The following is a 24,911-nucleotide window of genomic DNA, read 5'->3' as shown; positions in this document are numbered from 1 at the left end:
TATATTCCCTTTTCCTGCAATTATACGTTCAAAGTTTCAAGTAAAATCAAAAATACAGCTTCCATTACGAAACTGTATTTTTGATGTACTTCTATTCAAATGTAACGGTATCTACTATAAACTCTTGAACATCACTCACCATGCCAGATAGTGCATAGCCTAAGTCCAGATAAGGCTCTTCATATAATTCTGCGGACATACCTCCCGCTGGTATTACAGTAAACGCATTATTATTATGGGTAGCAAATAGTGTTTCGAACGGGCCATATTCAAATTGGGACCAAGCCTCTTCCTCTGGGATATCTTCCATTACCCTGATAGAAAAAATGGTCCCTACTAATTTACTACCCTCAACCATACTAAACGTTATGGTCTTCGATACTTCCTTTATAGAAGACATATCAGAACCTTCCTCTACTTCTATACTATATTTTCCTTTCCATGATTCGGGAAATTCAATTGTGAATCCATAATCGGGATCCGTGTAAAATAGTTCTTGTTGAATTTTTCCTTCAAAAGGAGATAAAAAATATAGGTCATCATAATCAGATTCCAAATCTTGATTGTCTAGTGCGTTTTCCTCCATGTACGCTTCTACATCGCTCCATTTTAGTTCTACACCAACAATTCCGTCACTATTTGAAAATAAACTATAAAATTGTTTATAAAATATAATCGATTCTTCCGTTAAAGTAAAAAAGGAAAAATCAAAGTTTCCAGGTTCCATCTCTTCTCTAACTTTTGCTATATAATTTTCTGATGCATCACCATAACGAAGTTCTTCAAAGTTTTCACCGTAGATCAATTCTAAGGAAATTAGTTCTCTCATCGTATCTTCCGTTGTGGAATGCTGTTGTAAAACTTCATCAATTGTGATCATGTGATTGTTATGTAAATTAAAATTAAAAGTACTACCTAACTCAAACCCTGTATAACCCATTACCATATATTCTTCAAAATAAATGGATATAAAATCCTTTGTAATTACAATCGGCTCCCGTATAATGGAATTAAATCGATGCTTATAATCACCCAAAAAATAATCTTCCTCTTCTTCCTCTTCTTCATATGTTTCGAATACTTTTTGTTCCTCGAATAACTTATTCTTCACAGCTTGTAACAACTTATCAATTGGGGCATAAGAAAACTTTGGATATTCAATTTCAATTTCATATAGCTCATCTTCATATTCAAGCTTTTTCATTTCATAATTTGCTAAGGAATCAATTGATATGACTTCTTCAGTTGCAATTTCTTTTTCTTCAACCTTGTTTTTTTCTTTCGTTTCAGTTTTATCTATTTTGGATAATGTTGATTCGGATTTAACTTCCGTATTACTAATATGATTTTGACATGCCGGCAAAATGATAAGTACAATAAGGAAAAATATCGATTTAACAGCAAATTTCATGATGACACCTCATAATTTGTATTTTATGATGTAACTAATATTCCGCTTATATTATATAGGTAAAAAGAACCACTTTTTTTTATATCGGTCATTTTTTTATGGAGTTTAAGATTAATTATGAAATACTTCCCCACAGAAAAAGATCCTGATAATGTTCAGAATCCTTTAGCGAGTTCATTCATTTAATGGTTTCTCTAAAATAATCTTTGGTTCGCCTTCTCCATCTGTATAGGTGCCAATGATATCGAAGCCAAATTTGATGTTCAATAATAACATATTGCGAAATTTGTTTTTTGTTTTTGTTTGTATAACCTGATATCCTTTTTCCTTTGCATGGTGATGTTGACTTTTCATTAATTCAAGTGCAATACCCCGACTTCGATAGGCCATGTTCACTCCGCCGAGCCAACTGTAAAACTGCTCCCGATTTAAAGCGTAGCCTATCTTGTATCCAATAATCTGCCCAGCATCCATTGCTAACTCAATCATAAGCTCGGGCTTTTCCCGCATCCTTCCTACCAAATCATCTGAACGGCCAAAAATATCTTCATGTAATGCCAAAATACCAACTAATTCTTGTTCAGTCGCCATCCCATGGATATGTCTAAATTCCATTTACCTACACCTCATTGTTATAAATTTAGGCTATCCTTTTCAATGTAACTAGTTGCCCCAACCTGCTTTACAATGATATCAAACTGGTCACTGAAGGGATGCATAAACAGTTCATATTGAATCCTGCGTTCTTCATGGGAATGCTGCAGATATGTCAAATCCATTCCCCTTTCATTTACATCCCGAACGCTTCTTCTTTGAAATTCTGTCTCCCCATCCGTAAATAAATAAATGCCCACATCCAGTAAAGCCGGATCAAGATAGGCAACACTCATACCTTCAATGATATTTATTTGTTTTTCCGATGAAATAAGGACACTTTCCGAGTAATGTGTTCCAATCGTATAAAAATCTATCCCGCTTCGCACCATGATAATATCTCTTTCCAATGCTGGCAAAAAATGCGCATCCGGATGGCATGCCGTCATCTTATAGCGATGTATTTTACCTTCGTAAGTATAGTCAATGGCTGCATGCTTTCGTAAATTTGAACTAATAATGTAGGGATCTGTATGGATATAATTGATTTTTTCTTTCCCTAATTTTTCAGCAAGTTGTCTGGCAAAGGTAGATTTACCGGCAGCCCCATGACCGGAAATTCCGATGGTCATTCGGTCATCCCGTTGGCTAACAAAACCTCGAACTTTTTCTATCACCGTATCCATATTCCATCCCCATTTCACTATTATTTGTAAAATACTTTCCATGGAAAATTTGATTATTAAAAACCCTCAAGCAGCATTTAAAGACAAAGTAGTATAGAATCCCTTTGAAAAAAGTCACCATTCTAGCATATCCTATTTTGAAATGATTTTAAATTTTTTGCAAATAATGATGATTGACATAGTCAGTATAGGAAATAAGACTTATAATTGCCATGTTACATGCTTAAGGGGGAAAAATTATTGAAACAGCGATTTTGTACAAACTGTGGGAATGAACTGGAAGAACATAGCGGATTCTGTAGCAACTGTGGTGCACCACTACAGCAGGTTTCCCAACCATCTGGGCATATATCCGCAACCTCAGAAGCCCAGCCGATTCGGAAAAATTATAAATGGCTGGGGATTGTTTTAATTACTGCTATTATTATATTTACTGTATTTTCCATGCAAAAAGATAACCCAGAAAAAGTGGCGAATACATTTTTGGAACATATGGTTAAATTTGATATCAATGAAGCATATGACATGATTGGCTTTACAGCTGATACCTATTTTCGTCAGGATTTTAATATGGCAAAAGAATTTATTACCAACAATAGCACTCAAGCATTTTACGATGACTTGGAACAATTTAAAAAAGATGGCTACGTCTTTGAAACATTTCAAGTAACTGAAACAAAGACATTCGAAAAAGATAATATTCGGTTATACGGGGAATTAAAGTTGGAAAATAACAGAAATGTGAAAGGCTTTGTAGAACTTGTCAAAGAAAAAGGGAAATGGATGATTGCCGATTCAGATATTGTAAATTATATATGGGATTAACATGACATTAAGCCTGATGCCATTTTTCAATCGCTCCAGGCTTACTTCATTTTGTCTGAATCAATCCAAGCACCCGCTGCCATCAAGTCAATTAGCTCAAATGAAGCGGTTCAGTTGAATTTTCTATTGATTCCACTGATTTTTTTCACCCGTCAAGGAATGAGGCGAATTTTCCACCGATGTCTTCAGATTTTTTCACTCGAACAGCACGCGAGACGAATTTCCAACGGATTTCATCTGATTTTTTTTCTCGAATCGTTTTCGAGGGTAATTTCTGGGAGAATTCCGCCTAAAAATTCCCCATCACACTATATTCATTTTTTTTGCAGCGTGATCCATGCTGGGGCTGGTTCAAAGGGAAACTGCTTTAAAACCGCCATTGCAATTGGGTCGGTCGTATCAAATTCCCCTATGATTTCAAGGATACCGCGGGCGATACATCCCTGAATTTGATGCAGAATGAGGCTATGAAGTTTACTAGTATACACGCTATCCGCGATGCCGCACCATCCTAACTCAACCGCATTCCCTTCTTCAGAAAAATGCAGCATACTGTAGGCCAGCACTTCCACACTAGCTTTTTCCACGTATAAAAAGCTCATTTCTTCGATTACATCATCTGAAAAAATCATTTCTCGCCAAGTTTCCAATGGAAGGTCAGCGACTGGATTAACGAGATGGCTTGTTTCATAGTTTTTTTTCACAAGACGGAGAAATGAATTCATCATCTTCGGGTTCATTTTCAAATCCGATAAGGAAACCAAATCTCCATCCTTCACGTCCAATACAGCTTTTTGCGGCTCCACTACGGCTTCCAGCTGCTGCAATTTAGGCATATAAGTCCGACGTATTTCCACAAATCCATCTTTTTCATAAACATCGCGTAAGAAAGTCGATGTTTCCCATAAAGAAGTCTGTAAAATACGTGGCTGGAAAGACTGTCGCTCCAACATGGCTAACAGTCTTTCCTCTACATTTTCAGCACAATATACTGGATTGCTGATGATTTTCATATACATACTATAGGGATGAAATCTGCTTTTCCAAGCAACCAGAATCCCAGCCATTCCAGCCTTAACCTTTGCAACGTAGGCATAAGCATGACCCGGAGAATTTAGTAACGAAAACAAATCCTCTCCCTCTCCCGCTAATGCCAACAGCCTTCTCAAATCTGATTCATCTACAGGCTTATATTTCCTTATCTCCACAGGGGGATTCACCATTTGCAGCTCCAATTGAATCAAATCCGTTATTTCTCCCATGTACACTTCTTGATCTACTCTTGCTATTTCCCGGAATCCTGCCTTCCTTAACATTCCGCGGGCCCTTGCATTGGTCGCGTGTGTTTCAGCAAGCAGTTTGGTCATTCCAAATTTCTTCTCAGCAACCTCTATCATAAGCTTGAGTGCGGCAGTACCGAGGCCTTTGCCCCAAACGGTACTATCCCCAATTGCAATTCCCAGCTCCATGGCACCATTATCCGTGGCGACAAAATCTCCATAACCAATCAATTGATCTCCTTCAGCTATTCCCATTCGTCGAAAACTTTCCGTCTGTAAATCATGACAGCAGTAATGCCACCATCGATACAGCTCCTGTTCCTCCCTGTTTTGCTCCCAATCATTCGCTGCACAAAACTCATGATTTTTACTCCATGTTAAAACTTCTGCAAAATCATCCAACCGTATTTCCCGTAGATGAAGCATCTGAATTCCCCCTTGCGTCTTGCCGCTTATCGCCACACTTTTTTAGCATATTCCAGTCTGTCTATGTTAATTGGCGGTTTTTGCATCGGCGGCGGACAAAGTGAATTATATTTTTTAATTTGCTCATTTATTATGCCGACATCTTCCGCAGTTACTGCCTCTTGCACAAGCGCTGCAATTTCTTTTTGTAACGTTAACCATGCTGGTAAATACCCCGCTTCTTTCGCTTTTTCCTGGAAGTTTTGAAATAAATCCTTCTCCATATAATTTTTAGGCAGCGGCTTTCCTTTTCCCTTGCCCTTATAATTATCCTTTTCTCCTCTTTCCGACAAAATATCACCGATTAAATCATTGTATTTTCTATCCATCTACACACCTCCGAGTTCATATCGATTAATCGCAAACGTTCTATTTTTCATTATACAGAATAGTGACAATCGTACGAGCAATGAAAGTGACAATTTACCATCTTTCCTTATAAAATTGGTATCTTCAGCACAATACTTTAACATAGTAGGAAGAGGAGTGTCTGATATGTTAAAAATATGGGTACTTATTCGGGTAATAGCAGTGATTTCTTCTAGTATGGCAACCATTTTATCAAGCTTGCTTCCAATTTATTTGCGCACATCCATTTCGTCAATATCACTCGGCTTTCTATTTATATTTCTTAGTATTGCAGCTGTGACGATTCATGGCATTTTAACCCATGCCTTAAATGACTATACCGATTACCGAACTGGTACAGATGCACACAGTCCCGCAATTTTATCCGGTGGCAGCAGGGTGATTCAGACTCGTCTGTTTACAGCTAAACAGCTGCGTATGTTAGGTAAATGGCTAACCATCTCCTTACTCCTACTCGTATTCATCCTACTCATCACGGCTAAATTTAAACTAGCATGCCTTTTATTCATTGGAGTCTGGGCAACAGTTTCCTACTCTGTTCCACCATTTCTTTTTAGCTATCGCCCCTTTGCTGGTGATTGGCTAAGCCTTTTTCCCTCTCTTTTTGCCCTTGGAATTGCTGGTCCATGGCTCGTTTTGGACAGCATACCAATTTGGGCAATACAAAATGCGCTTATTAACGCATTTATTTGTATGGGCTGGGTGATGGTGCATCACATTCCGGATTTACAGGCAGATCAATTTGCTACACCCAAAAAACGTACGACTGTCGTATTTTTCGTCGAACGATTTGGTAAAAAAGCTGCTCGCCTTCCAGCTACCGTTTATTACATTTTGGCAATCCTATGTAGCTTCTGGGTGTGGATAGACAGGCCATTTGCTGCTATCGGCACATTCTTGCTTTGCGCGATAGCTATCATACTGGTGCAAAAGATAATAACCGACAACGTTCAGCAAATCAGTCAAATTGAAAAAATACTGTTATTACTCGCTATGATGACAGCGGTTATTTTAGGAATTGGTTAAGCCATCATTTGGCAACACCTCGTAAACCAATCTTATACAATTCCACATGTCATGAATCCCTTCTTTTCACAAATCCTTTCCGTTGTATCCATGATTAGAAATTCCCTCTCCTACATGGACCATAAAAAATCCAATTGACATTGAGAATCATTATCAATATACTTATTAGTAATTGAAAATGATTCTCAATGATGGGTGTGTGAAAAATGTTTGCACTAAAGGCAGAAGATATAAATGTGGGCTACACGAAGTCGCTAATCGTAAAGGATTTTTCCATCTCTATTCCGGAGAAAAAAGTGACGACGATTATTGGTCCGAATGGCTGTGGTAAATCAACCTTTTTAAAAACGATTGCCCGAATTCTAAAAGCTCAACACGGTACCGTTCTTTTGGAGGGAAAGGAAATTCAAACGATTCATACGAAGGAAATCGCCAAAAAAATGGCAATCCTACCACAAACAGCGCAAGCACCAGATGGTTTAACCGTGTATGAGTTAATTTCCTATGGACGTTTCCCCCATCGCCGTGGCTTCGGCAGCCTAACCAGTGAGGACCATGAATATATGAATTGGGCAATTCATGTAACTGGATTAGATGAATTTAAAGATCGTACTATTGATGCGCTATCAGGTGGACAACTGCAACGTGTCTGGATCGCGATGGCATTAGCCCAAGGAACAGACATACTAATTTTAGATGAGCCAACCACCTATCTGGATTTGGCACATCAGATGGATATCTTATTATTACTACAAAAATTAAATGAAGAAGAAGGCAAAACCATTGTCATGGTGCTGCATGATTTGAACCATGCTTCCCGTTTCTCCGATTATTTAATTGCAATGCGAGATGGCAAGCTTATTACCGAAGGCACACCGGATGAAGTGATGACACATGATAACCTGCAAAAAATCTTTGGCATTGATGCTTATTTTGCTGCTTGCCCATTTAGTAATAAACCAATTTGTCTATCTTATCAATTACAATCTACAATGCACGGCCAAATAAGTTAACCGTGATATTGATATACACACCTTGGAGGATGTGGTTTGATGGGTAAGGCCGATTACAGCGGAGAAGTCGGTGCATGGGCAACACCTCCATTTTTAGTTTTCAAGTATTTATTTTAAGCAATCTGACTGCCTGCACCCTAAATTATCACATTATTTAGAAAGGAAGATAGCTGTTGATTAACACAAAAGATATATTTGACATCACCATAATTGGCAGTGGTCCCGCTGGTTTATTTGCATCGTTTTATGCCGGGCTAAGGGAAATGAAGGTTAAAATAATCGAATCCCATGACAGGCTGGGCGGAAAAGTACATGTCTATCCTGAAAAAATGATATGGGATATTGGTGGACTTACTCCAGTTCCAGGACGACAATTCATCCAGCAAATGGTAGAGCAAGGGCTTACCTTTTCACCCACTGTCGCACGAAATGAAACGGTACAGTCGATTCAACGGGATGACACAGGTATGTTTCATATTCATACAACCAAAACAATTCACTACGCTAAGACCGTACTCCTAGCAGTTGGTGGCGGTGTCATCGCCCCAATAAAATTGGAGCTTGATCATGCTCACCAATTCGAACAAGGAAACCTGCATTACAGCGTGAAGAGACTGAAGGACTTTCAAGATAAACGTATCCTCATATCCGGTGGTGGAAATGCAGCCATCGATTGGGCAAATGAATTAGCACCAATTGCGAAACAGGTTACGTTAATTTACCGCGGAGAAGCTTTAAAGGGCCATGAAAATGAAATTTCGCGATTACATCATAATCAGGTGAATTATCTCACCCACACTCAATTGGGAAAATTAATTGGCACAGATGGGCATATACATGCTGCTCATTTGAAAAATACGGAAACGCTGCAAACCCATATGCTTGAGGTAGACGCAGTCATTGTCAATCACGGATTCCATCGGGATTATCAGTTAATCCGTGAAAGCAATTTAGACATTGACTTGAAGGATGACTATTTTGTCAAAGGAAATGCAGCGGGGGAATCTTCTGTGCCGGGCTTATTTGCAGCAGGAGATATTTTAACCTATCAAGGAAAACTACATCTAATCGCCGGGGCTTTTCAGGATGCCGCCAATGCTGTTAATAGTGCCAAGCTTTATTTGGAACCTAATACCGTCGAAACAGCACTCGTCTCCTCACATAATGAAGCTTTTAAAGAAAAAAACAAGCAATATATGTACAATTAATTTTTTCAGATCATGATTGGGCCATGCTCTCTTCCTATATATTATTTAAAGTATGTGATATTGGTGTTTTTGCCTAAATGGAGTAAGATAAATGGCTTTTATGTTACGCGTAATCATGATTTTTCCCAATTGGCATAAGTTAAAAAGCTTTTATGTTACGCGTAATCATGATTTTTCCGAAATTGGCATAAGATAAAAAGCTTTTATGTTACGCGTAATCATGATTTTTCCGAAATTGGCATAAGATAAAAAGCTTTTATGTTACGCGTAATCATGATTTTTCCGAAATGGCGGAAGTTAAACAGCTTTTATGTTACGCGTAATCATGATTTTTCTGAAATGGCGTAAGTTAAAATGCTTTTATGTTACGCGTAATCATGATTTTTCCGAAATTGGCATAAGTTATACAGCATTTATGTTACGCGTAATCATGATTTTTCCGAAATGGCGTAAGTTAAAATGCTTTTATGTTACTCCTAATCACGAATTCCCTTAAAAGAGGTAAGATTGCTCATGCGGTGATTGCATTGTTGTCAGGATGTGATTTATCATCGCATACAATAAGAAGCGTATTTTGTCTGCTTCATGCAAAAGGCTGATAGCAACATTTCTGCTATCAGCCTTTGATTATCCTTCGACCATCTTCCCTTTCACCCGCTTCAATGTAGCTACAATAAGGAAGCTTACAATAACCAGTAATAGCCAGGAGCTAATTTTCCCTAAATGTACAAGGCTCCATGCACCGTGCTGATTCGGATATTGCCACGCGCCAAAAAAGGTAGCGATATTTTCTGCAATCCATATGAAAAACCCAATTAACACAAAAGAACAAACAATTGGCATTCGATATACTTTTTCACCTACTTGATAGGAAACCCATGATTTCCAAAACACGATTAGTACAAGTGCAGACAAATACCATCGAATATCAATCCAAAAATGGTGAGTGAAGAAATTTAAGTAAATTGCTGAAGCCAATAAAACGACAACGATAAACGGGGGCCACTTGATTAAGTCAATATGTAATCTTCGCCAAGCCTGACAAAGATAGCTTGCCACACTTGCATACATAAATCCGCTATACAATGGAACACCCATTATCTTAAAAAATCCTTCCTCGGGATATGCCCAGGAGCCCATATTTACTTTGAATATTTCCAGCGAAAGACCAATTAGGTGAAATAGGGTAATGACCTTCAGTTCGTCCTTCGTTTCTAGACCGGAACGAACCATCCACCACTGCATAAGCAAAAAGATAATTAGTAGCCAATCATACCGCGGCAAAATGGGTAAGGATACAACCTTGGTAATTGCTAAACTTGCAAAAATCACTACCGGAAATACACAAGACCACGCCTGTTCCCATCCAAAACGAGTGAGCTGCTTCACCATACCAATGAATTGCCCCTTCCAGGATGGTTGCTGTGCTTTTTGTTGAACCGTTACACTCATCTATGGCAACTCCTTTCAAATCAAAATAGCTGCGTGACCTTACCTTTCCTTATCATCTATATATTCCAAAATATCACCAGGCTGACAATCCAATGCTTTACAAATAGCATCCAAGGTTGATAAACGAATCGCTTTTGCCTTGCCATTTTTTAAGATAGAAAGATTAGCCATCGTAATCCCAACCCGCTCCGATAACTCTGTTACGCTCATTTTTCTTTTTGCTAGCATGACATCAATATTAATTTGAATAGCCAATATCTCCACCTCAGACCGTAAATTCATTTTCTGTTTTAATATGAATGACTTCCTGTAACAGTCGCTGTAAAACAGCTGCAAAAACGGCAATAACAAGTGATGCAAAAATTATCACCAATCCAATCACCATTAAGCCTGGTGCATCATCTAAATCCGCTACCTGGTATATAAATGGCAAGCCGATCACATAGATTCCACTGATTGTGATTGCACAATATTTAATATTTTTTAAAGCAGTTATAGAAGTATCTGCAAAAGCTTTATTACTATCGATATAATTTAGGAGCTTATAAGCTTGGAATAATGCTATAAAATACGCTATCGCAGAAAGGTAGATACCTATAAGCGCCAAATAACGGAATGGAACCAGCTCTGGAAAATATTTAGGCATCTCTTGTACCAGCCAGATTGATAACAGCACACAAAGCACAAGGATTGGTGCCGCCATTAAAAAAACTGTAATCTTCAAAAATAGGGTTGACCCACGTTTCATCTTACACACCTCATTCACATAATATAATTTATATATTAATATAAATTTTATCGTTTTACAATAAATTATTATTAAAAGTAGATATATTTTTATTGTATTACCCTATAAACGCATAAAAAAAACAGCAGATTCCCATCTGCTGGATTAAGTTTTATGATTCGATTTTATGAATTTTAATTCGTTTAACCTGATAGCCTTCTATTTCCTCTACAATGAATTGATAGCCCTCGTGTTCAATGGTTGTTCCCACAGTTGGTTCCAAATTATTTGCAAAAATCCAGCCACCAATCGTGGCGATTTCCTCATCATCCAAATGAATATTTAATAATTCATTGATTTCTTCAATCTGCAACTTCCCTGATACTACCATGGTGCCATTACCTTGCTTCTCTATTAATGGGCTTTCATGGACATCGAACTCATCACGAATTTCACCAACAATTTCTTCCAATATATCTTCAACAGTTACTAAACCAGCAGTACCACCATATTCATCATTCACAATTGCCATATGAATGCGTTGTTTTTGCATTGTTAGTAAAACCTGCTTAATCGGTGTTACTTCTGATACATGTATAACGGGGCGAATATATTTCTCAATAGAAAATGGCTGATCACTATCAAATCTTTCGGTAAAGATATCCTTTAAATTAACTAAACCAATGATATGATCTTTATCTTCATCAGCAACAGGATATCGTGTATATTGTCCTTCATGAATAATTTCTAAATTTTCTTTAAAGCTATCTCCTTTAAAAAAACAAACCATTTCTGTCCTTGGTACCATGATTTCCTTAGCAAGTCGCTCATCAAATTCAAAGATATTATTGACATATGTCATTTCCGATTGATTAATTTCACCACTTTTATAGCTTTCTGATAAGATTAAACGTAACTCCTCTTCTGTGTGTGCAGATTCATGCTCCTTCATCTCTTTAAAACCAAATAAACGAATAATCAGCCGCGCTGACCCATTTAATAACCAGATAAATGGATACATGATTTTATAAAATAAAATTAATGGTCTTGCCAATACCAATGCAATTTCCTCCGCCTTTTGAATGGCTATTGATTTCGGAGCGAGTTCCCCGATGACAACATGCAAAAATGTAATCGTAAAGAAAGAAATCACAAAGGATAAAATCGAAGCCGTAGTCGCATTTAAATGCAGCGCATCGAAAAGTGGGCTTAGTAAACGCATGACCGTCGATTCACCTAACCACCCTAGCCCTAGCGCTGTAACGGTGATTCCCAATTGACATGCGGATAAATAGCCATCTAAGTTATCAAGCAGTTTCTTGGCATGAACCGCTCGCTTATTGCCTGATTCAATTAAATAATCGATACGAGTTGATCGCACCTTTACAATCGCAAATTCGGTTGCTACAAAGAATGCCGTAATTAGTATCAGTATAGCAACCAACAGTAAGTTAACAATTTCCAAATAATATCCTTGCATCCTAATGATACAAGGATTCACCTCCCGGTATCGTTCGTTTTTCAATTCATATTCGCTTATTCAATCTCTAGTAGGATGTCATCCTTTATTTGCTTGGCATCCCTCGCCTTATTTTGATTCATTTTAGAAGAATTAATCTAGTTTAACTAGATACCTTTATTTTATCATAAAAGAAATACAGCATGATTGTATTTACACCTAATTTATTGAAAAAAAGCAAAAATAAAAAGAACTTCCATTAGCAGGAAGTCCCCAATAATCTCAAACGGTTAGATTTAATTACATAATACGATGATTTGATATGGCGTCGTTTGTGCTGGAATACTTTTTGTGGAAGGACCGTAAACGACAACAAGATCACGATTGCCAATATGGTCGGAAATAGCCTGCCCGTTTGTGGTAATGATAGAGGTGCGAGGCCCGATATTTATTTGCAGCTGATGATCATCACTTACAAGTTGACGGTTGAAATGACTCACCTTAACACTTCGATTATTCATTTCCTTCACCATTACAAGTGCAGTAAATTGTGGTGGATATATTAATATTGCTGGCTTATTCGCATCATAGTAGCCAGTTACTATATCGCCAACCATCAGCATACTTTGATCCAAAACGAACGTGTCCGGTGTAAGTATAAAATTCGTCTGAACACCCTCGTCATTCCGAAGCGAAATCATTTTGGAGCAGCCTGCCCCAAATTCACCAGTATTAAAGTCTTCAACCGCTATAACTGTTCCACGAAATGACATATACTGTACCATTTTCTAAACTCCCCATTTTCCGTATTCATTTACATCATATGCACATCTGCCCCAATTGTTTATTAGGAGAAAAATATATTATTTCGACTTGACGGCATCGATAATCAAAGAAGGAAATTTCAAACGATCCCCTTGGTTCCGTGGATCACATTGTTTCGAGCGAAAAATCACCCCATCCTCCTTTTTCCAATGCTTGTGATGAAAGTGTCCATTCTCATCACAGTATTCCAATAGCTTCACTTCAAACCCAGCCATTTCAAACATAGCGGATAACGTGCGGTAATTATAAACCATTTTGTGATCTGCAGCAGGATGATCTGCAGGACCTGGGCCACCAATTTGAATAATATGTTGATACTGTTCATCCGGGAAAAAACCATCTGGTACAGCGCAACGAATATACCCTGATGGCTTCAGGTAAATAAAGCATCGTTTCGCAGCAGCTAGCCCTTCTTCATAGGTCAAATGCTCCCAAACATGCTCAGCTAAAATAGCTTGAATCGTAGCTTTCGCGAATTTACTTTTCCAAGTTACCTCGTTCAATAAATCTAATTCTTTTTCATTTGTATGTAACCAGCCAGGATTATTTATATAATCTCCCGCTCCAATGACAACTTTAACCTCAGACAATTGAACCCTCTCCAATCAAGGTATGCTTATTCAACAAACACACCTATACGTCACACTTTTTTAGTATAAATGAAAAGGGATACCATTTAAACTGGCATCCCTTTTACATTATCTTAAAATATTAGCTTGCAGTGATACTTGCAGCTGGGCCAAAGAATTCGTAATTAATATCACAATCTTTGACGCCATTTCCAGTTAAAGCACGGTACATCGCGCGCATAAACGGAGCTGGTCCACAGAAATAAAATGCTGCATCAACGGTTGGAATAACTGATTGTATCCATTCCGCATCGATAAATCCTTCTTTATGATAGCTTTTCGCTAGCTTATCCTCATTGGACGGACGCTCATAAACAATATGAGAAGAAACCTGCGGATGTTTTTCTGTAATATCCTCAACTGCCTCACGCATGGCATGAACATTACCAGATTGTGCTGCATGAATAAAATACACCTGACGATTTGGCTGTTGGTTTACGACTGTTTCCAGCATGCTCATCATTGGTGTTAGTCCAACACCTCCACTCATTAGTACGAGTGGACGCTCATCCGTTTGATCCAATACGAAATCTCCAGACGGCGCACTAATTGGAAGAACACTACCAACTTCTATTTCACGATGCAAATAGTTCGATACAATACCGGCAGGAAGCTGATTCATTGCATCTTCTCGTTTTACACTAATTCGATAATGTCCTTGATTTGGGGCACAAGATAAACTATATTGACGCAAATGATCATGTGGCTCCCCATCAATTGTTGCCTTTACTGTAATGTACTGTCCTGGTAAGTGGGCAGGGAATGGTTCTTTATCAACCGGCTCCAAGTAAAATGATGTAATCACATCACTTTCTTTCACCTTATTCACGATTTTAAAATCACGGAAGCCGGTCCAGCCGCCAACTTTATCTGTCATATCATCGTACATGTTCTTTTCTATATCGATAAACACGGAAGCAATCACGCCATAAGCACGTTCCCAAGCACTTAAAACTTCGTCTGTGGCTGCATCTTCCAATACCATTTTCATAGCCAACAATAAATGTTTACCAACGATTGGGTAATGCTCAGGTCGAATGTTCAAGCTCGTATGCTTCTGTGCGATTTGTTTAACCTGTGGAAGAATTTTTTCCAATTGGTCAATATGGTAAGCGGCAGCGTAAACAGTTGCGGCAAGTGCTTTTGACTGATCACCTTTTCGCTGATTTGTTTGATTAAAAACATTTTTCAGTTCTGGATGATTTTTAAACATCTGTTGATAAAATACCTTCGTAATTTCATCACCACGTTGTTCTAAAACTGGAACCGTAGCTTTAATAATGTCAATTGTCTGTTGATCTAAACCTGTTTGTGTTTGTGTAGCCAAAACAAAACACTCCTTTTTTATTAAAACTATTTTCATTGTTCAAATGTTAACAATCTAAGCGTAACATGTTTTTTCGATTCATTAACGCTTAACTTGTAACAACTTTGTGCATATCAAGTTACAACTTTGTTAACAAAATATAACCAGGGTTAAACTGGAATTCTACACAAAAAATGGAAGCATCCTTGTATATAAGGCTGCTTCCCGATTTATAGCTTGCTAGTAATTTGTATGATCTACAACTCCAGATTCGTATCCACTTGACGTGTTAATCGCATGATCTTTTCATTTCCATCCGAATTACCAGTAAAGGCAAATCCGATGCTTTCATATAAATGGATCGCACCCGAATTATTTGGATACACACTTAAAATGATTTCTGTGCATGGATATTTTTGTTGCAGCGCTACGATTATTTTTTTCAAAAAATGCCTGCCCAACCCTTGTCCTTGCACGTGCTCATCAATTAAAAAACGATCCAGCCACAGCTCTCCATTAAATACGCCATACATTGCAAAGCCAACTGCAATCTGGTTTTGATATAGTCCCAATGGGATAAAGCGTTGATCCTCCTCCGCCTCTTCTAAACATTCCGGTATGGATTCTATAAAACCTTTTTGTTCATCAGCAATTTGCAACGCCAATATTTCTTTAACATTTTGAGTTGTGACGCTTCGTATTTCCGTAACCATGATTTCAAAACCCTTCATTTTTGTATAACCTTTTATAATAAATAACCCATACCAAATTTGGTATGGGTTATGTTCAAAACCTTTGAAGCTTACCAAACATTCTACGTGAATCTATCTTTCCATTACTTAGAAACATGCTTCAGCACATCTAATAGTTCTTCAATTGCTGCGTCACCTTCACCATTTTGGATTGCATGACCGATACAATGCTTCATATGGCGTTCTGTAACGGTATAGCCAACTTTTTTCAAGGCAGCATTAATCGCACTGATTTGTACCAGAATATCAACACAATAACGATCTTCTTCAACCATGCGTTGTATCCCGCGTACCTGACCTTCAATCCGTTTCAGGCGATTGACTACGGATTGCTTTTCATCATCTGATCTTGGAACAATTGGTTTTTCATGGAGGAACTTTTCCATATTATACCCCTCCTTCCTATTTTCTTAACATCTTATTTTTTCAAATCAACTCGCTGTAATCTTAGCGCATTTAATACAACAGATACGGAGCTAAATGCCATCGCTGCACCAGCTACCCATGGGGCAAGTAAACCGATTGCTGCCACCGGGATGCCAATGGTGTTGTATATAAATGCAAAGAACAGATTTTCCTTGATATTACGCATTGTTTTTTTACTCATGATGAATGCGTCGGCCACACTGTTTAAATCGCCGCGCATTAGTGTTATATCCGCAGCCTCAATAGCAATATCCGTTCCAGTACCAACTGCCATACCAACATCAGCCATCGCTAAAGCTGGGGCATCATTAATTCCATCTCCGACCATCGCAACCTTCTTGCCTTTCGCCTGAAGCTGTTTAATTTGCTCACTTTTTTGGTCTGGTAAAACCTCTGCGATAACACGATCAATCTGAACCTGCTTTGCAATTGCACCAGCTGTTCTTTCATTATCACCCGTCAACATGATTACTTCGAGACCTAGCTTATGCATTCTGGAAATAGCTTCTTTTGAGGTTTCTTTTACTGTGTCAGCAACGGCAATAACACCAGCAAGCTTATCGGAAACAGCGATAAGCATCGCTGTTTTCCCCTCTTGCTCCAAATCCTTCATCATTGTTTCTGTCTCATTTGTTAAGCTAATATTTTGCTCGCGCATTAGCTTTCTTGTACCGACATAGATTTTTTGCGCACTAATTTCCGCATATATACCATAGCCGGGTAAAGCTTCAAAATGTTCAGCTTCTAATAAAGAAATCTGTTTTTCTTTAACACCTTTTACAATTGCCTGGGCAAGTGGATGTTCTGACTGACTTTCGGCTGTTCCTACCAATTGTAATATATCTTTTTCTTTAAATCCATTAGCTGCAAAGACATCTGTTAATGTAGGTTCCCCTTTTGTTACAGTTCCTGTTTTGTCCAAAACAACTGTATCTATGGATTGTGTATTCTCTAAATGCTCCCCGCCTTTAAATAGCATTCCCATTTCTGCCGCTCGGCCGGAACCAGCCATAATGGAAGTTGGAGTGGCAAGACCGAGTGCACATGGGCAGGCGATAACTAAAATAGAGATCATCGGTATTAAACTTGAACGAAAATCACCAGGTGTTACAATAAAATACCAAATAGCAAACGTAGCAACAGCAATGAGCACTACAATAGGTACAAACACACCAGATATTTTATCTGCCAAACGTTGAATATCTGCTTTTGATCCTTGAGCATCCTCTACTACTTTTACAATTTGTGCTAAAGCTGTGTCTTTCCCCACTTTAGTCGCTTCGACTCGTAATGAACCATTTTTATTGATTGTTGCACCAATAACCGTATCGCCAGGTATTTTATCGATTGGAATACTTTCACCAGTCAGCATCGATTCATCAATAGCAGATTGTCCTTCGATAATTTCTCCATCAACCGGGATTTTTTCCCCTGGACGAACGATAATCGTATCGCCTTCCAATACATCTTCAATTGGAATTTCCTGTTCTATTCCATCTCTAACCACACGTGCAGTCTTTGCTTGTAAGTCAAGTAATTTTTGAATCGCTTGACTTGTTTTTCCCTTTGCACGTACTTCAAATAATTTCCCCAGTAAAATTAATGTGATGATCACCGCAGATGCTTCAAAATAAAGTTCGGGTTCTCCTACACGCCCAGCTTTCATCCATTCAATGGATAAATATAAGCTATAAAAATAAGCTGCACTTGTACCGAGCGCCACTAATACATCCATATTGGCACTTTTATTCTTGAGTGATGTATAAGCACCCTTATAAAACTGAGCCCCAATGATAAATTGAACTGGTGTTGCCAGCGCTAACTGGAACCATGGATTCATCAAAATATCCGGTAAATATATGAATGATAAAAAACTAAAATGGGCAACCATCGTCCATAACAACGGTAAAGTTAGGATAACAGAAATAATGAATTTTCTAGTTTGCTTACGGATTTCTGCTTGCTTATGATCCATTTTCTCCTTACCATCTTCTTTTGGACGTAATTCATAGCCAAGCTTGTGAACTCTTGCAATCATATCCCTAGGCTGAACTTCTTTATCATTATATGACACAGAGATTGTCTCAAGAGCAAAATTCACATTTGCACGTGAGACACCGGGCATTTTCCCAATCGATTTTTCTATTTTTGTTGCACATGCCGCACAAGTCATTCCAGAAATATCAAATTCTGCTTTTTCCTCGATAACCCTATAACCAATTCTTTCAATTTCTTCCTTAAATGCGCGTACATCTGTTTCAGCAGCATCATATTGAACGGTTAATTGTTCTAATGCAAAGTTAACGTTAGCATCATTCACTCCAGCCATTTTCTTGATACCTTTTTCTACGCGTGCTGCACAAGCAGTACATGTCATCCCGCTAATTTGTAATGTACTCTCTTTCATTGCCATTTTTTCATCCCTCCTAATACGGTATAGGGGTATAATATTTTTGAAAAGAAAGATCATACCTTTTGGTACAATCCTCTTTTCATTCCCCATTTCCTATTAATCAACTTGATATCCTTCTCGTTTAATTTTGTCCTTAATTTCATCTAATGATACAGCAGCATCACTAAAATCTACTTGAACTTCTGATTTATCTAAATCTATTTTAATAGAAGAAATGCCATCCAATTCATGGATGCGATTTTCTACTTTTCCAACACAACAACCACAAGTCATTCCTGCTACTTTTATTGTTTCTTTCATTTTATGAAATACCTCCTAATTACTTTATAATTCCATGCTACCATACCCCTGTATGGTATGTCAATGAATAAATTTATTCATTCATATCACGTAAAGTGAAACTTCAATCAGTGGGGGTTTTGCACTTCCCCCAACTGATTGTTAGTTGAACCAATCAGGCCTTTACTGGCTGTTGCCCCCAGTTACAATTCTTCGTATCAACAAAAATTCTCAAAGTGGGGGCTTACAGCCAGTTAATCTGTGATAAAGTGAAACTTCAATCAGTGGGGGTTTTCGCACTTCCCCCAACTGATTGTTAGTTGAACCAATCAGGCCTTTACTGGCTGTTGCCCCGATTACAATTCTTCGTATCAACAAAAATTCTCAAAGTGGGGGCTTACAGCCAGTTAATCTGTGATAAAACTTTCTACTTTCAAATGAGTTACCTTTACTTTATATCTAGAATTTTTTTAATTTCATCTACATGATTTTCAAAACCAATCAAGACGTTCGGCTTACGAAGCAGCCCTTTTAAAGATTTCTCTTTCCACACAAAAGCTGGAACAATTCGGGTCCCCGTTAGTTTTCTTAGATCCTTTTCCTTTTCAGGATGCTCTGATAAATCGTGATTGATATAAGAAATATGATGTTTTTTTAAAAATGCTTTCCCTGCTTGGCAATCTGAGCAGGTTGGACGTGTATATAGCTCTAATTGTATCTTGTTTTTCATCTGCTCCATTCCTTTCCCACACAGAAGCCATGCAGCTTATTTTGTGCATGGCCTTCATTTATTTTTCAATTATAAAACTTCTATGACAAACGGATAAGCATGTACAGTACCATCAAACTTAAATTCTACCCACATCTTATAAATGCCGCGTTCATCAAATTGCGTAACAAAAGTCGTTTCATTTACAGATAATGGGTGCACATGGATAAATTGGTGCCCCTTTTCATCGGTGATAACAACATGCCCTAATGCACCTAAATAAGGCTCTGGTGTATTTCCCTTAACGTCAAATGTGAATGTTACTTCTTTATTCACTTTTATTGAATCCGTAATTAATTCAACCGTCTTACCTTTAACTGTTTTCGTTAATTTCGTATCAACCTTTAGTTTATTGATTTGTTCGTCTGCAACACTGCCAACTTTCAAATGGATTGGTGTAACTGCATAATTATGATTTTTAGGATTTATATCAACAAATGCGTTGTAGTTGCCCTCCGGCAAGTCAACCTTTTGTACATACACCCCTTCCGTATGTTTTTCCGGGTGCAGATGATAATAATCCTGTAAATCAGAGCTCATGATGATCAGATGCATATGTTTTTCATGAGAAGTTTGCAACTCCGGAATGTATCCGTTATTATCCTTTATTTCAATTGTTAGCTTTCCTTGGTCATAACTTACTACTGGAGTTATTTCACTTACACCTTGATGGTGATGATGATTGTGATGATGTTCCATGTTTTTCGCCTCCTAAATCATTAGCATACACATCATGCCTCAGCGATGCGATTTGATATAAAATACATCGTAGCGGTATATAAAATAATCATGCCAATAACGGCATGATTATTTTATAATGTGCGTTCATCTATTTATGCGGCAACGTCATATCCTTGCTCTTCAATTTCATTTTTAATATCTTCCAAGCTCACTGCATTTGCATCAAATTCAATATCAACAGTACCTTTATCTAAATGCACCTGGACAGATGCAACACCTTTTAGTTTACCTACACTTCCTTCAATTGAATTAACGCAATGACCACATGACATACCTTGTACCTGTAGTGTAATTTGTTCCATCATCATAACCTCCTATTTTTTATTTCGATTTCATTATACAATACCCCTGTATAGTATTTCAAGTGTCGTGCTCATTATCGTTTCACTTATTGTCATTTTTATACGAGACAATAACTATATTTCTTTAATCCCTTTTAACAATCTTAGTCCATTAAAAATGACTGCCAATGTACTACCTTCATGAAAAATAACTGCAAGCGTCATATTCATTTGACCAATGACATTGGATACAACCAAAAGAACAACAACCGCTAAAGCAAAAGTAATATTTTGCCAGACTATTTTTCTGAGCTTTTTAGCCAATCTGTGAGTATAAGCAAATTTTGAAAGATCATTTTTCATTAATACGGCGTCTGCAACGTCGATTGCAATATCCGTTCCTTCTCCCATTGCTACACCAATATCTGCCGTTACAAGTGCTGGTGCATCATTTACACCGTCACCTACCATTGCCATCACGGGATATGTCTTCTTCAATTCGGAAATAATGGTTGCTTTTTCTTCTGGCATTACATTTCCACGTACTTCATCAATCGCTAGTTGACGACCGATTGCCTCACCTGTCCTCTTGGCATCCCCTGTTAACATCACGGTATGAATTTGTTGCTTCTTAAAATATTGAATGGCAGCTTTAGATGTTTCTTTAGGAATATCTTGAATGGCAAGTAATGCTAGCACTGTATCTTCTGTTCCAAAATACACGACTGTCTTTCCTTCGTTTTCCAACTGTGTTGTTTGATTTTGGATATCCGCTGGAATCGTATGATATGAATTAGGCTTACCAATTTTATACGTTGTATCCTCTGCTCTGGCAATTAAACCTACACCAAGGACATTCTCTACCTCAAGTTCGATGGTCGCAACGGCAGCATAATATTTCATGATTGCCTCTGCAAGCGGATGATTTGATTTGCTTTCCATAGACACAATTATTTTTTCAAATTCCTGCTGCTGTATTTCTGTTGTTTCTCCGCCAAAATAAACCTCTGTCACTACAGGTTTTCCTGTTGTTAATGTACCTGTTTTATCGAAAGCAACAGCTGTTAAATCAGATAAATTGGATAAATACGATCCACCTTTAAATAATACGCCTCGTTTTGCCAAATTACTGATTGCAGAAAGAGTTGCCGGGATATCTGTAACCGCAAGTGCACAAGGTGACGTAGCAATCAAAAATACCATCGTTCGGTAAAAGCTATCGTAGGCCGACCAGTGCATAACAAGGTAACCTAATAAAAAGAATATCGGTGTAAGAAACAAGACAATCGTAACGTAGATCGGCTCTATCTTTTTGATAAAAGCAGCTGTTTTTGACATATTGTTTTTGGTTTGGCTCACCAATTCAATAATTTTAGATATAACTGTTTCCGAGCTATCTTTCGTTACTTCCATCATTAATGTGCCCGCGCCATTCATCGTACTGCCATATAATACATCTCCTGCCTGTTTCTCTACAGGAATGCTCTCACCGGTAATTGACGATTGATCCACCGCACTCGTTCCCGAGACCACGATGCCGTCAGTCGGGATCTGATCTCCATTGAGGACAGAAAGTTTATCCCCTATCCGCAATTCAGCCACATCAACAATTTCCGTTTTCCCATTTTCAATGACTCTTCTTGCCGTCGTAGGGTTGATTTTAATTAAATTCGTGATTTCTTTATTGCTCTTATCCTCAGCATAATGCTCCAAAAAATGTGCCCCGCCAAAAATAAGTATTAATAGAGCGGCTTCCATATATTCACCAATTATGACAGCACCAACTGCAGCCAGCGTCATCAAAATATGAATATTTGGCATGAACTTTTTCCGTTTAATCGTTTGCCTAAATGTGTCCAAAATCCCTTCCATAATAATGTGATAGCCAGATAATACTAAAGAAGTAATAAATAAAGCGGCCTGGATTGCACCACCGTTTACAAATAAGGCAATCAAGAAGGCAGCTATACCAGTGAAAAATAAAATAACTTCCTTTTTGCCTCCGTGGCTATGGTCACATTCATGTTCATGCTCGTGATTGTGTCCATGTGGATGATCATCTTTTACGAATTTACTCATGTAAATAACACTCCTTTATCTGTAAAATAATGTAAGTAATCATTTCATATCGAATAACATTATATGAGCATATAGTCATATATAGGATGTAAAAACTCCCCATTTTGGGGGATTTTCCGCTTATGTAACTGGTTTCTTCCTATATTACGTGTGGCGCGCGTGTGCTATCATTTGCTCTAATATTTGTATGACGTGTTTATCATCATGTGAATAAAACATAGTCGTTCCAGCTCGTCGATTTTTTACCAATCGTAAATTTTTTAAAAAGCGTAATTGATGAGAAACAGTAGATTGACCTAAATCTAAAATATCGGCTATTTCATTCACAGAGCATTCCTTTTGATAAAGTAAATGCAGAATTCTAATCCTCGTTGGATCACCGAGTGCTTTAAAGGTTTGAGAAACAATGAATAACGTTTCTTCATCCAAATCCGTTTCCATCACGTCTTTATCCTTTTCCTCCATCTATCACACTTCCTTCCTTATATGAACATATTATCATATATACATTCTTAGTACAATAGGAAAAATTGATTTATACCATGTTGTTCATTAACATTTTCATATCTTTGGATATTTAACGCTCTCCCCATAGCCTATTAACCTTAACAAGTGTACTATCACGAAAGGATAATCTATATATATCTGGCATGGTGAGTCTTTTCCAGAATTCAAATCCATATTGATGATCAAAATAATTCATCATCAAAACCATGATATTACCGTGAGTTCCTATGACTATCTGCTCACCCTTGTGTTCATTTAAAATTTGCAACAACGTATCTACTCCTCTAGCTTGTGCAATACGATTTGATTCTCCACCATCCCATGAAAAATCTTCCTCATACCATACCTTTTTTATAGCCTTGGAAAAGTCATCCACCGGGGCTTTAGCTAAAATCCGTTCCTTAAGATCGTCTACAATTATTATTTCTTTTTCCCTGGTATTAGCTATTCCTTCAACTGTTTGTAGTGCCCGTTTGTATGGGCTTGAATATACTTGATTGATTTTTTCTCTTTTTAATATGTTAGTCACTTTTTTTGCATCGAGTAAACCTTGTTTTGATAAAGGTCTTCCATATTCATTTGGGGCATAAATAGAATGTGCATGTCGTACAAAATATATATTTGTTATCAATGGTCACCACTCCGGCTATAATATAGTTCCAATAATAAAGTGAAACTTCAATCAGCGGGGGTTTTTGCACTTCCCCCACGGATTGTTAGTTGACCCAATCAGGCCTTTACTGGCTGTTGATCCTCCACTTACAATGCTTGTTATCAACAAAAATACCTGATGTGGGATCTTACAGCCAGTTAATCTGTGATAAAGTGAAACTTCAATCAGCGGGGGTTTTTGCACTTCCCCCCACTGATTGTTAGTTGAACCAATCAGGCCTTTACTGGCTGTTGATCCTCCACTTACTAACCCTGTTATCAACAAAACTTCTGGATGTGGGGGTCTTACAGCCAGTTAATCTGTGATAAACCATGTTTTTTGTTATTCTTTTAATGAGCGCTACTTTATTATCTTTGATTATTACGACCGCACCTCTATCCCGCAATTATATTACCTCCCTCTCTTGTGACGCAAAGGCTTTTCATCATCCAAAGATTCAGAGGCTATTTTTTAGTCATACGATTTATAAATGGGGCTAATCTTTCCCTTTGTGTTGGGATACACGCAGAGGATTCCATATACTTTAAAAAATCATGAGGTGAAACCCAACGGTAGGATATTGTCTCTCCTTCTTGCAAGGTCACGCTTGTGGATAGGTTATACTTAACTAGACAGATTCATTAAGGTCATATAAACTTGGTTCAACGGATATTGGAGGAGAATCAACTATGACTAAAAGAAAGCGAAGAACATTCACTAAAGAATTCAAAGAACAA

General features: G+C 37.8%; 26 protein-coding genes. 4 read left to right on the top strand and 22 right to left on the bottom strand.

Annotation, left to right across the window (positions count from 1 at the left end):
- Positions 1-91: 91 nt before the first annotated feature.
- From DX933_RS17575 to DX933_RS17565, 3 genes are all read right to left on the bottom strand, one after another.
- The gene (locus DX933_RS17575; protein ID WP_123317745.1) at positions 92-1,411 is read right to left on the bottom strand and encodes a polysaccharide deacetylase family protein; all 1,320 of its coding nucleotides are present in this window, start codon (positions 1,409-1,411) and stop codon (positions 92-94) included.
- 174 nt (positions 1,412-1,585) lie between these two features.
- Positions 1,586-2,026, bottom strand: coding sequence for a GNAT family N-acetyltransferase (locus DX933_RS17570; RefSeq protein ID WP_123317744.1), 441 nt, complete (start codon positions 2,024-2,026; stop codon positions 1,586-1,588).
- 17 nt (positions 2,027-2,043) lie between these two features.
- On the bottom strand, positions 2,044-2,691 hold the full coding sequence (locus DX933_RS17565; RefSeq protein WP_123317743.1) for a uridine kinase family protein: 648 nt from the start codon (positions 2,689-2,691) through the stop codon (positions 2,044-2,046).
- A 240-nt stretch (positions 2,692-2,931) separates the two neighbouring features.
- Between DX933_RS17565 and DX933_RS17560 the strand changes: the two genes are divergently transcribed.
- Positions 2,932-3,516, top strand: a complete 585-nt coding sequence (locus DX933_RS17560; protein ID WP_190279586.1) for a zinc-ribbon domain-containing protein — start codon at positions 2,932-2,934, stop codon at positions 3,514-3,516.
- Between the two features lie 314 nt (positions 3,517-3,830).
- Here DX933_RS17560 and DX933_RS17555 read toward each other — a convergent pair whose 3' ends face one another.
- Together DX933_RS17555 and DX933_RS17550 are read right to left on the bottom strand one after the other, a co-directional pair.
- Positions 3,831-5,222: a GNAT family N-acetyltransferase gene (locus DX933_RS17555; protein WP_123317741.1), complete on the bottom strand. Its 1,392-nt coding sequence runs from the start codon at positions 5,220-5,222 to the stop codon at positions 3,831-3,833.
- 26 nt (positions 5,223-5,248) lie between these two features.
- Positions 5,249-5,590, bottom strand: a complete 342-nt coding sequence (locus tag DX933_RS17550) for a DnaJ family domain-containing protein (RefSeq protein ID WP_123317740.1) — start codon at positions 5,588-5,590, stop codon at positions 5,249-5,251.
- Positions 5,591-5,756: 166 nt separating this feature from the next.
- Between DX933_RS17550 and DX933_RS17545 the strand changes: the two genes are divergently transcribed.
- From DX933_RS17545 to DX933_RS17535, 3 genes are all read left to right on the top strand, one after another.
- Positions 5,757-6,656 carry a prenyltransferase gene (locus tag DX933_RS17545; protein WP_123317739.1) on the top strand — a complete coding sequence of 300 codons (900 nt, stop codon included), beginning with the start codon at positions 5,757-5,759 and terminating at the stop codon, positions 6,654-6,656.
- Positions 6,657-6,862: 206 nt separating this feature from the next.
- Positions 6,863-7,669, top strand: a complete 807-nt coding sequence (locus DX933_RS17540; protein ID WP_123317738.1) for an ABC transporter ATP-binding protein — start codon at positions 6,863-6,865, stop codon at positions 7,667-7,669.
- A gap of 176 nt (positions 7,670-7,845) precedes the next feature.
- Positions 7,846-8,877, top strand: a complete 1,032-nt coding sequence (locus tag DX933_RS17535; RefSeq protein WP_123317861.1) for an NAD(P)/FAD-dependent oxidoreductase — start codon at positions 7,846-7,848, stop codon at positions 8,875-8,877.
- Between the two features lie 627 nt (positions 8,878-9,504).
- On the opposite strand, the gene DX933_RS17530 is transcribed toward DX933_RS17535, so the two are convergent.
- The 17 genes from DX933_RS17530 to DX933_RS17450 form a co-directional block, all read right to left on the bottom strand.
- Entirely contained in the window at positions 9,505-10,269 is a 765-nt protein-coding gene (locus DX933_RS17530; protein WP_397316908.1) for a DUF817 domain-containing protein, read from the bottom strand.
- A 99-nt stretch (positions 10,270-10,368) separates the two neighbouring features.
- A complete protein-coding gene (locus DX933_RS17525) occupies positions 10,369-10,584 on the bottom strand; it encodes a helix-turn-helix domain-containing protein (protein WP_123317736.1) in 216 nt (71 codons plus the stop codon).
- Between the two features lie 10 nt (positions 10,585-10,594).
- Positions 10,595-11,077, bottom strand: a complete 483-nt coding sequence (locus DX933_RS17520; protein WP_123317735.1) for a DUF2975 domain-containing protein — start codon at positions 11,075-11,077, stop codon at positions 10,595-10,597.
- A 151-nt stretch (positions 11,078-11,228) separates the two neighbouring features.
- Positions 11,229-12,521, bottom strand: a complete 1,293-nt coding sequence (locus DX933_RS17515) for a hemolysin family protein (protein ID WP_190279585.1) — start codon at positions 12,519-12,521, stop codon at positions 11,229-11,231.
- A 290-nt stretch (positions 12,522-12,811) separates the two neighbouring features.
- On the bottom strand, positions 12,812-13,300 hold the full coding sequence (locus tag DX933_RS17510) for a hypothetical protein (protein ID WP_123317733.1): 489 nt from the start codon (positions 13,298-13,300) through the stop codon (positions 12,812-12,814).
- Between the two features lie 78 nt (positions 13,301-13,378).
- Positions 13,379-13,945 (bottom strand): class I SAM-dependent methyltransferase, encoded by a 567-nt coding sequence (locus tag DX933_RS17505; protein WP_123317732.1) that lies wholly within the window; start codon positions 13,943-13,945, stop codon positions 13,379-13,381.
- 106 nt (positions 13,946-14,051) lie between these two features.
- Complete coding sequence (gene hmpA / locus DX933_RS17500) at positions 14,052-15,296, bottom strand: NO-inducible flavohemoprotein (protein ID WP_223806033.1); 1,245 nt, start codon at positions 15,294-15,296, stop codon at positions 14,052-14,054.
- Positions 15,297-15,532: 236 nt separating this feature from the next.
- Positions 15,533-15,988, bottom strand: coding sequence for a GNAT family N-acetyltransferase (locus tag DX933_RS17495; protein WP_123317860.1), 456 nt, complete (start codon positions 15,986-15,988; stop codon positions 15,533-15,535).
- 122 nt (positions 15,989-16,110) lie between these two features.
- A complete protein-coding gene (locus DX933_RS17490) occupies positions 16,111-16,413 on the bottom strand; it encodes a metal-sensitive transcriptional regulator (RefSeq protein WP_123317730.1) in 303 nt (100 codons plus the stop codon).
- Positions 16,414-16,445: 32 nt separating this feature from the next.
- Positions 16,446-18,866 carry a heavy metal translocating P-type ATPase gene (locus DX933_RS17485; RefSeq protein ID WP_123317729.1) on the bottom strand — a complete coding sequence of 807 codons (2,421 nt, stop codon included), beginning with the start codon at positions 18,864-18,866 and terminating at the stop codon, positions 16,446-16,448.
- 96 nt (positions 18,867-18,962) lie between these two features.
- Positions 18,963-19,166, bottom strand: a complete 204-nt coding sequence (locus DX933_RS17480) for a heavy-metal-associated domain-containing protein (protein WP_123317728.1) — start codon at positions 19,164-19,166, stop codon at positions 18,963-18,965.
- Positions 19,167-19,593: 427 nt separating this feature from the next.
- Complete coding sequence (locus DX933_RS17475; RefSeq protein WP_123317727.1) at positions 19,594-19,875, bottom strand: glutaredoxin family protein; 282 nt, start codon at positions 19,873-19,875, stop codon at positions 19,594-19,596.
- A 69-nt stretch (positions 19,876-19,944) separates the two neighbouring features.
- A complete protein-coding gene (locus tag DX933_RS17470; RefSeq protein ID WP_123317726.1) occupies positions 19,945-20,613 on the bottom strand; it encodes a hypothetical protein in 669 nt (222 codons plus the stop codon).
- Between the two features lie 134 nt (positions 20,614-20,747).
- The gene (gene copZ / locus DX933_RS17465; protein ID WP_123317725.1) at positions 20,748-20,957 is read right to left on the bottom strand and encodes a copper chaperone CopZ; all 210 of its coding nucleotides are present in this window, start codon (positions 20,955-20,957) and stop codon (positions 20,748-20,750) included.
- A gap of 114 nt (positions 20,958-21,071) precedes the next feature.
- Positions 21,072-23,015 carry a heavy metal translocating P-type ATPase gene (locus DX933_RS17460; protein ID WP_123317724.1) on the bottom strand — a complete coding sequence of 648 codons (1,944 nt, stop codon included), beginning with the start codon at positions 23,013-23,015 and terminating at the stop codon, positions 21,072-21,074.
- 144 nt (positions 23,016-23,159) lie between these two features.
- Positions 23,160-23,480 carry an ArsR/SmtB family transcription factor gene (locus DX933_RS17455; RefSeq protein WP_123317723.1) on the bottom strand — a complete coding sequence of 107 codons (321 nt, stop codon included), beginning with the start codon at positions 23,478-23,480 and terminating at the stop codon, positions 23,160-23,162.
- 112 nt (positions 23,481-23,592) lie between these two features.
- Entirely contained in the window at positions 23,593-24,153 is a 561-nt protein-coding gene (locus DX933_RS17450; RefSeq protein WP_123317722.1) for a histidine phosphatase family protein, read from the bottom strand.
- Between the last annotated feature and the right edge of the window lie 758 nt (positions 24,154-24,911).

It is taken from the genome of Ornithinibacillus gellani (genome assembly GCF_003730295.1).
In the GTDB taxonomy this organism is placed as follows: Bacteria; Bacillota; Bacilli; order Bacillales; family Amphibacillaceae; genus Ornithinibacillus_A; species Ornithinibacillus_A gellani.
Note: the sequence above shows the minus strand (reverse complement) of the source record. Positions and strands in the feature narration are given on the sequence as shown.

What these genes read in the sequence shown, in the direction of transcription:
- DX933_RS17575 (WP_123317745.1), bottom strand. Translation starts at nt 1,411, where the DNA reads ATGAAATTTGCTGTTAAATCGATATTTTTCCTTATTGTACTTATCATT.
- DX933_RS17570 (WP_123317744.1), bottom strand. Translation starts at nt 2,026, where the DNA reads ATGGAATTTAGACATATCCATGGGATGGCGACTGAACAAGAATTAGTT.
- DX933_RS17565 (WP_123317743.1), bottom strand. Translation starts at nt 2,691, where the DNA reads ATGGATACGGTGATAGAAAAAGTTCGAGGTTTTGTTAGCCAACGGGAT.
- DX933_RS17555 (WP_123317741.1), bottom strand. Translation starts at nt 5,222, where the DNA reads ATGCTTCATCTACGGGAAATACGGTTGGATGATTTTGCAGAAGTTTTA.
- DX933_RS17550 (WP_123317740.1), bottom strand. Translation starts at nt 5,590, where the DNA reads ATGGATAGAAAATACAATGATTTAATCGGTGATATTTTGTCGGAAAGA.
- DX933_RS17545 (WP_123317739.1), top strand. Translation starts at nt 5,757, where the DNA reads ATGTTAAAAATATGGGTACTTATTCGGGTAATAGCAGTGATTTCTTCT.
- DX933_RS17540 (WP_123317738.1), top strand. Translation starts at nt 6,863, where the DNA reads ATGTTTGCACTAAAGGCAGAAGATATAAATGTGGGCTACACGAAGTCG.
- DX933_RS17530 (WP_397316908.1), bottom strand. Translation starts at nt 10,269, where the DNA reads ATGGTGAAGCAGCTCACTCGTTTTGGATGGGAACAGGCGTGGTCTTGT.
- DX933_RS17520 (WP_123317735.1), bottom strand. Translation starts at nt 11,077, where the DNA reads ATGAAACGTGGGTCAACCCTATTTTTGAAGATTACAGTTTTTTTAATG.
- DX933_RS17510 (WP_123317733.1), bottom strand. Translation starts at nt 13,300, where the DNA reads ATGGTACAGTATATGTCATTTCGTGGAACAGTTATAGCGGTTGAAGAC.
- DX933_RS17495 (WP_123317860.1), bottom strand. Translation starts at nt 15,988, where the DNA reads ATGGTTACGGAAATACGAAGCGTCACAACTCAAAATGTTAAAGAAATA.
- DX933_RS17490 (WP_123317730.1), bottom strand. Translation starts at nt 16,413, where the DNA reads ATGGAAAAGTTCCTCCATGAAAAACCAATTGTTCCAAGATCAGATGAT.
- DX933_RS17485 (WP_123317729.1), bottom strand. Translation starts at nt 18,866, where the DNA reads ATGGCAATGAAAGAGAGTACATTACAAATTAGCGGGATGACATGTACT.
- DX933_RS17480 (WP_123317728.1), bottom strand. Translation starts at nt 19,166, where the DNA reads ATGAAAGAAACAATAAAAGTAGCAGGAATGACTTGTGGTTGTTGTGTT.
- DX933_RS17475 (WP_123317727.1), bottom strand. Translation starts at nt 19,875, where the DNA reads ATGAAAAACAAGATACAATTAGAGCTATATACACGTCCAACCTGCTCA.
- DX933_RS17470 (WP_123317726.1), bottom strand. Translation starts at nt 20,613, where the DNA reads ATGGAACATCATCACAATCATCATCACCATCAAGGTGTAAGTGAAATA.
- copZ (WP_123317725.1), bottom strand. Translation starts at nt 20,957, where the DNA reads ATGGAACAAATTACACTACAGGTACAAGGTATGTCATGTGGTCATTGC.
- DX933_RS17460 (WP_123317724.1), bottom strand. Translation starts at nt 23,015, where the DNA reads ATGAGTAAATTCGTAAAAGATGATCATCCACATGGACACAATCACGAG.
- DX933_RS17455 (WP_123317723.1), bottom strand. Translation starts at nt 23,480, where the DNA reads ATGGAGGAAAAGGATAAAGACGTGATGGAAACGGATTTGGATGAAGAA.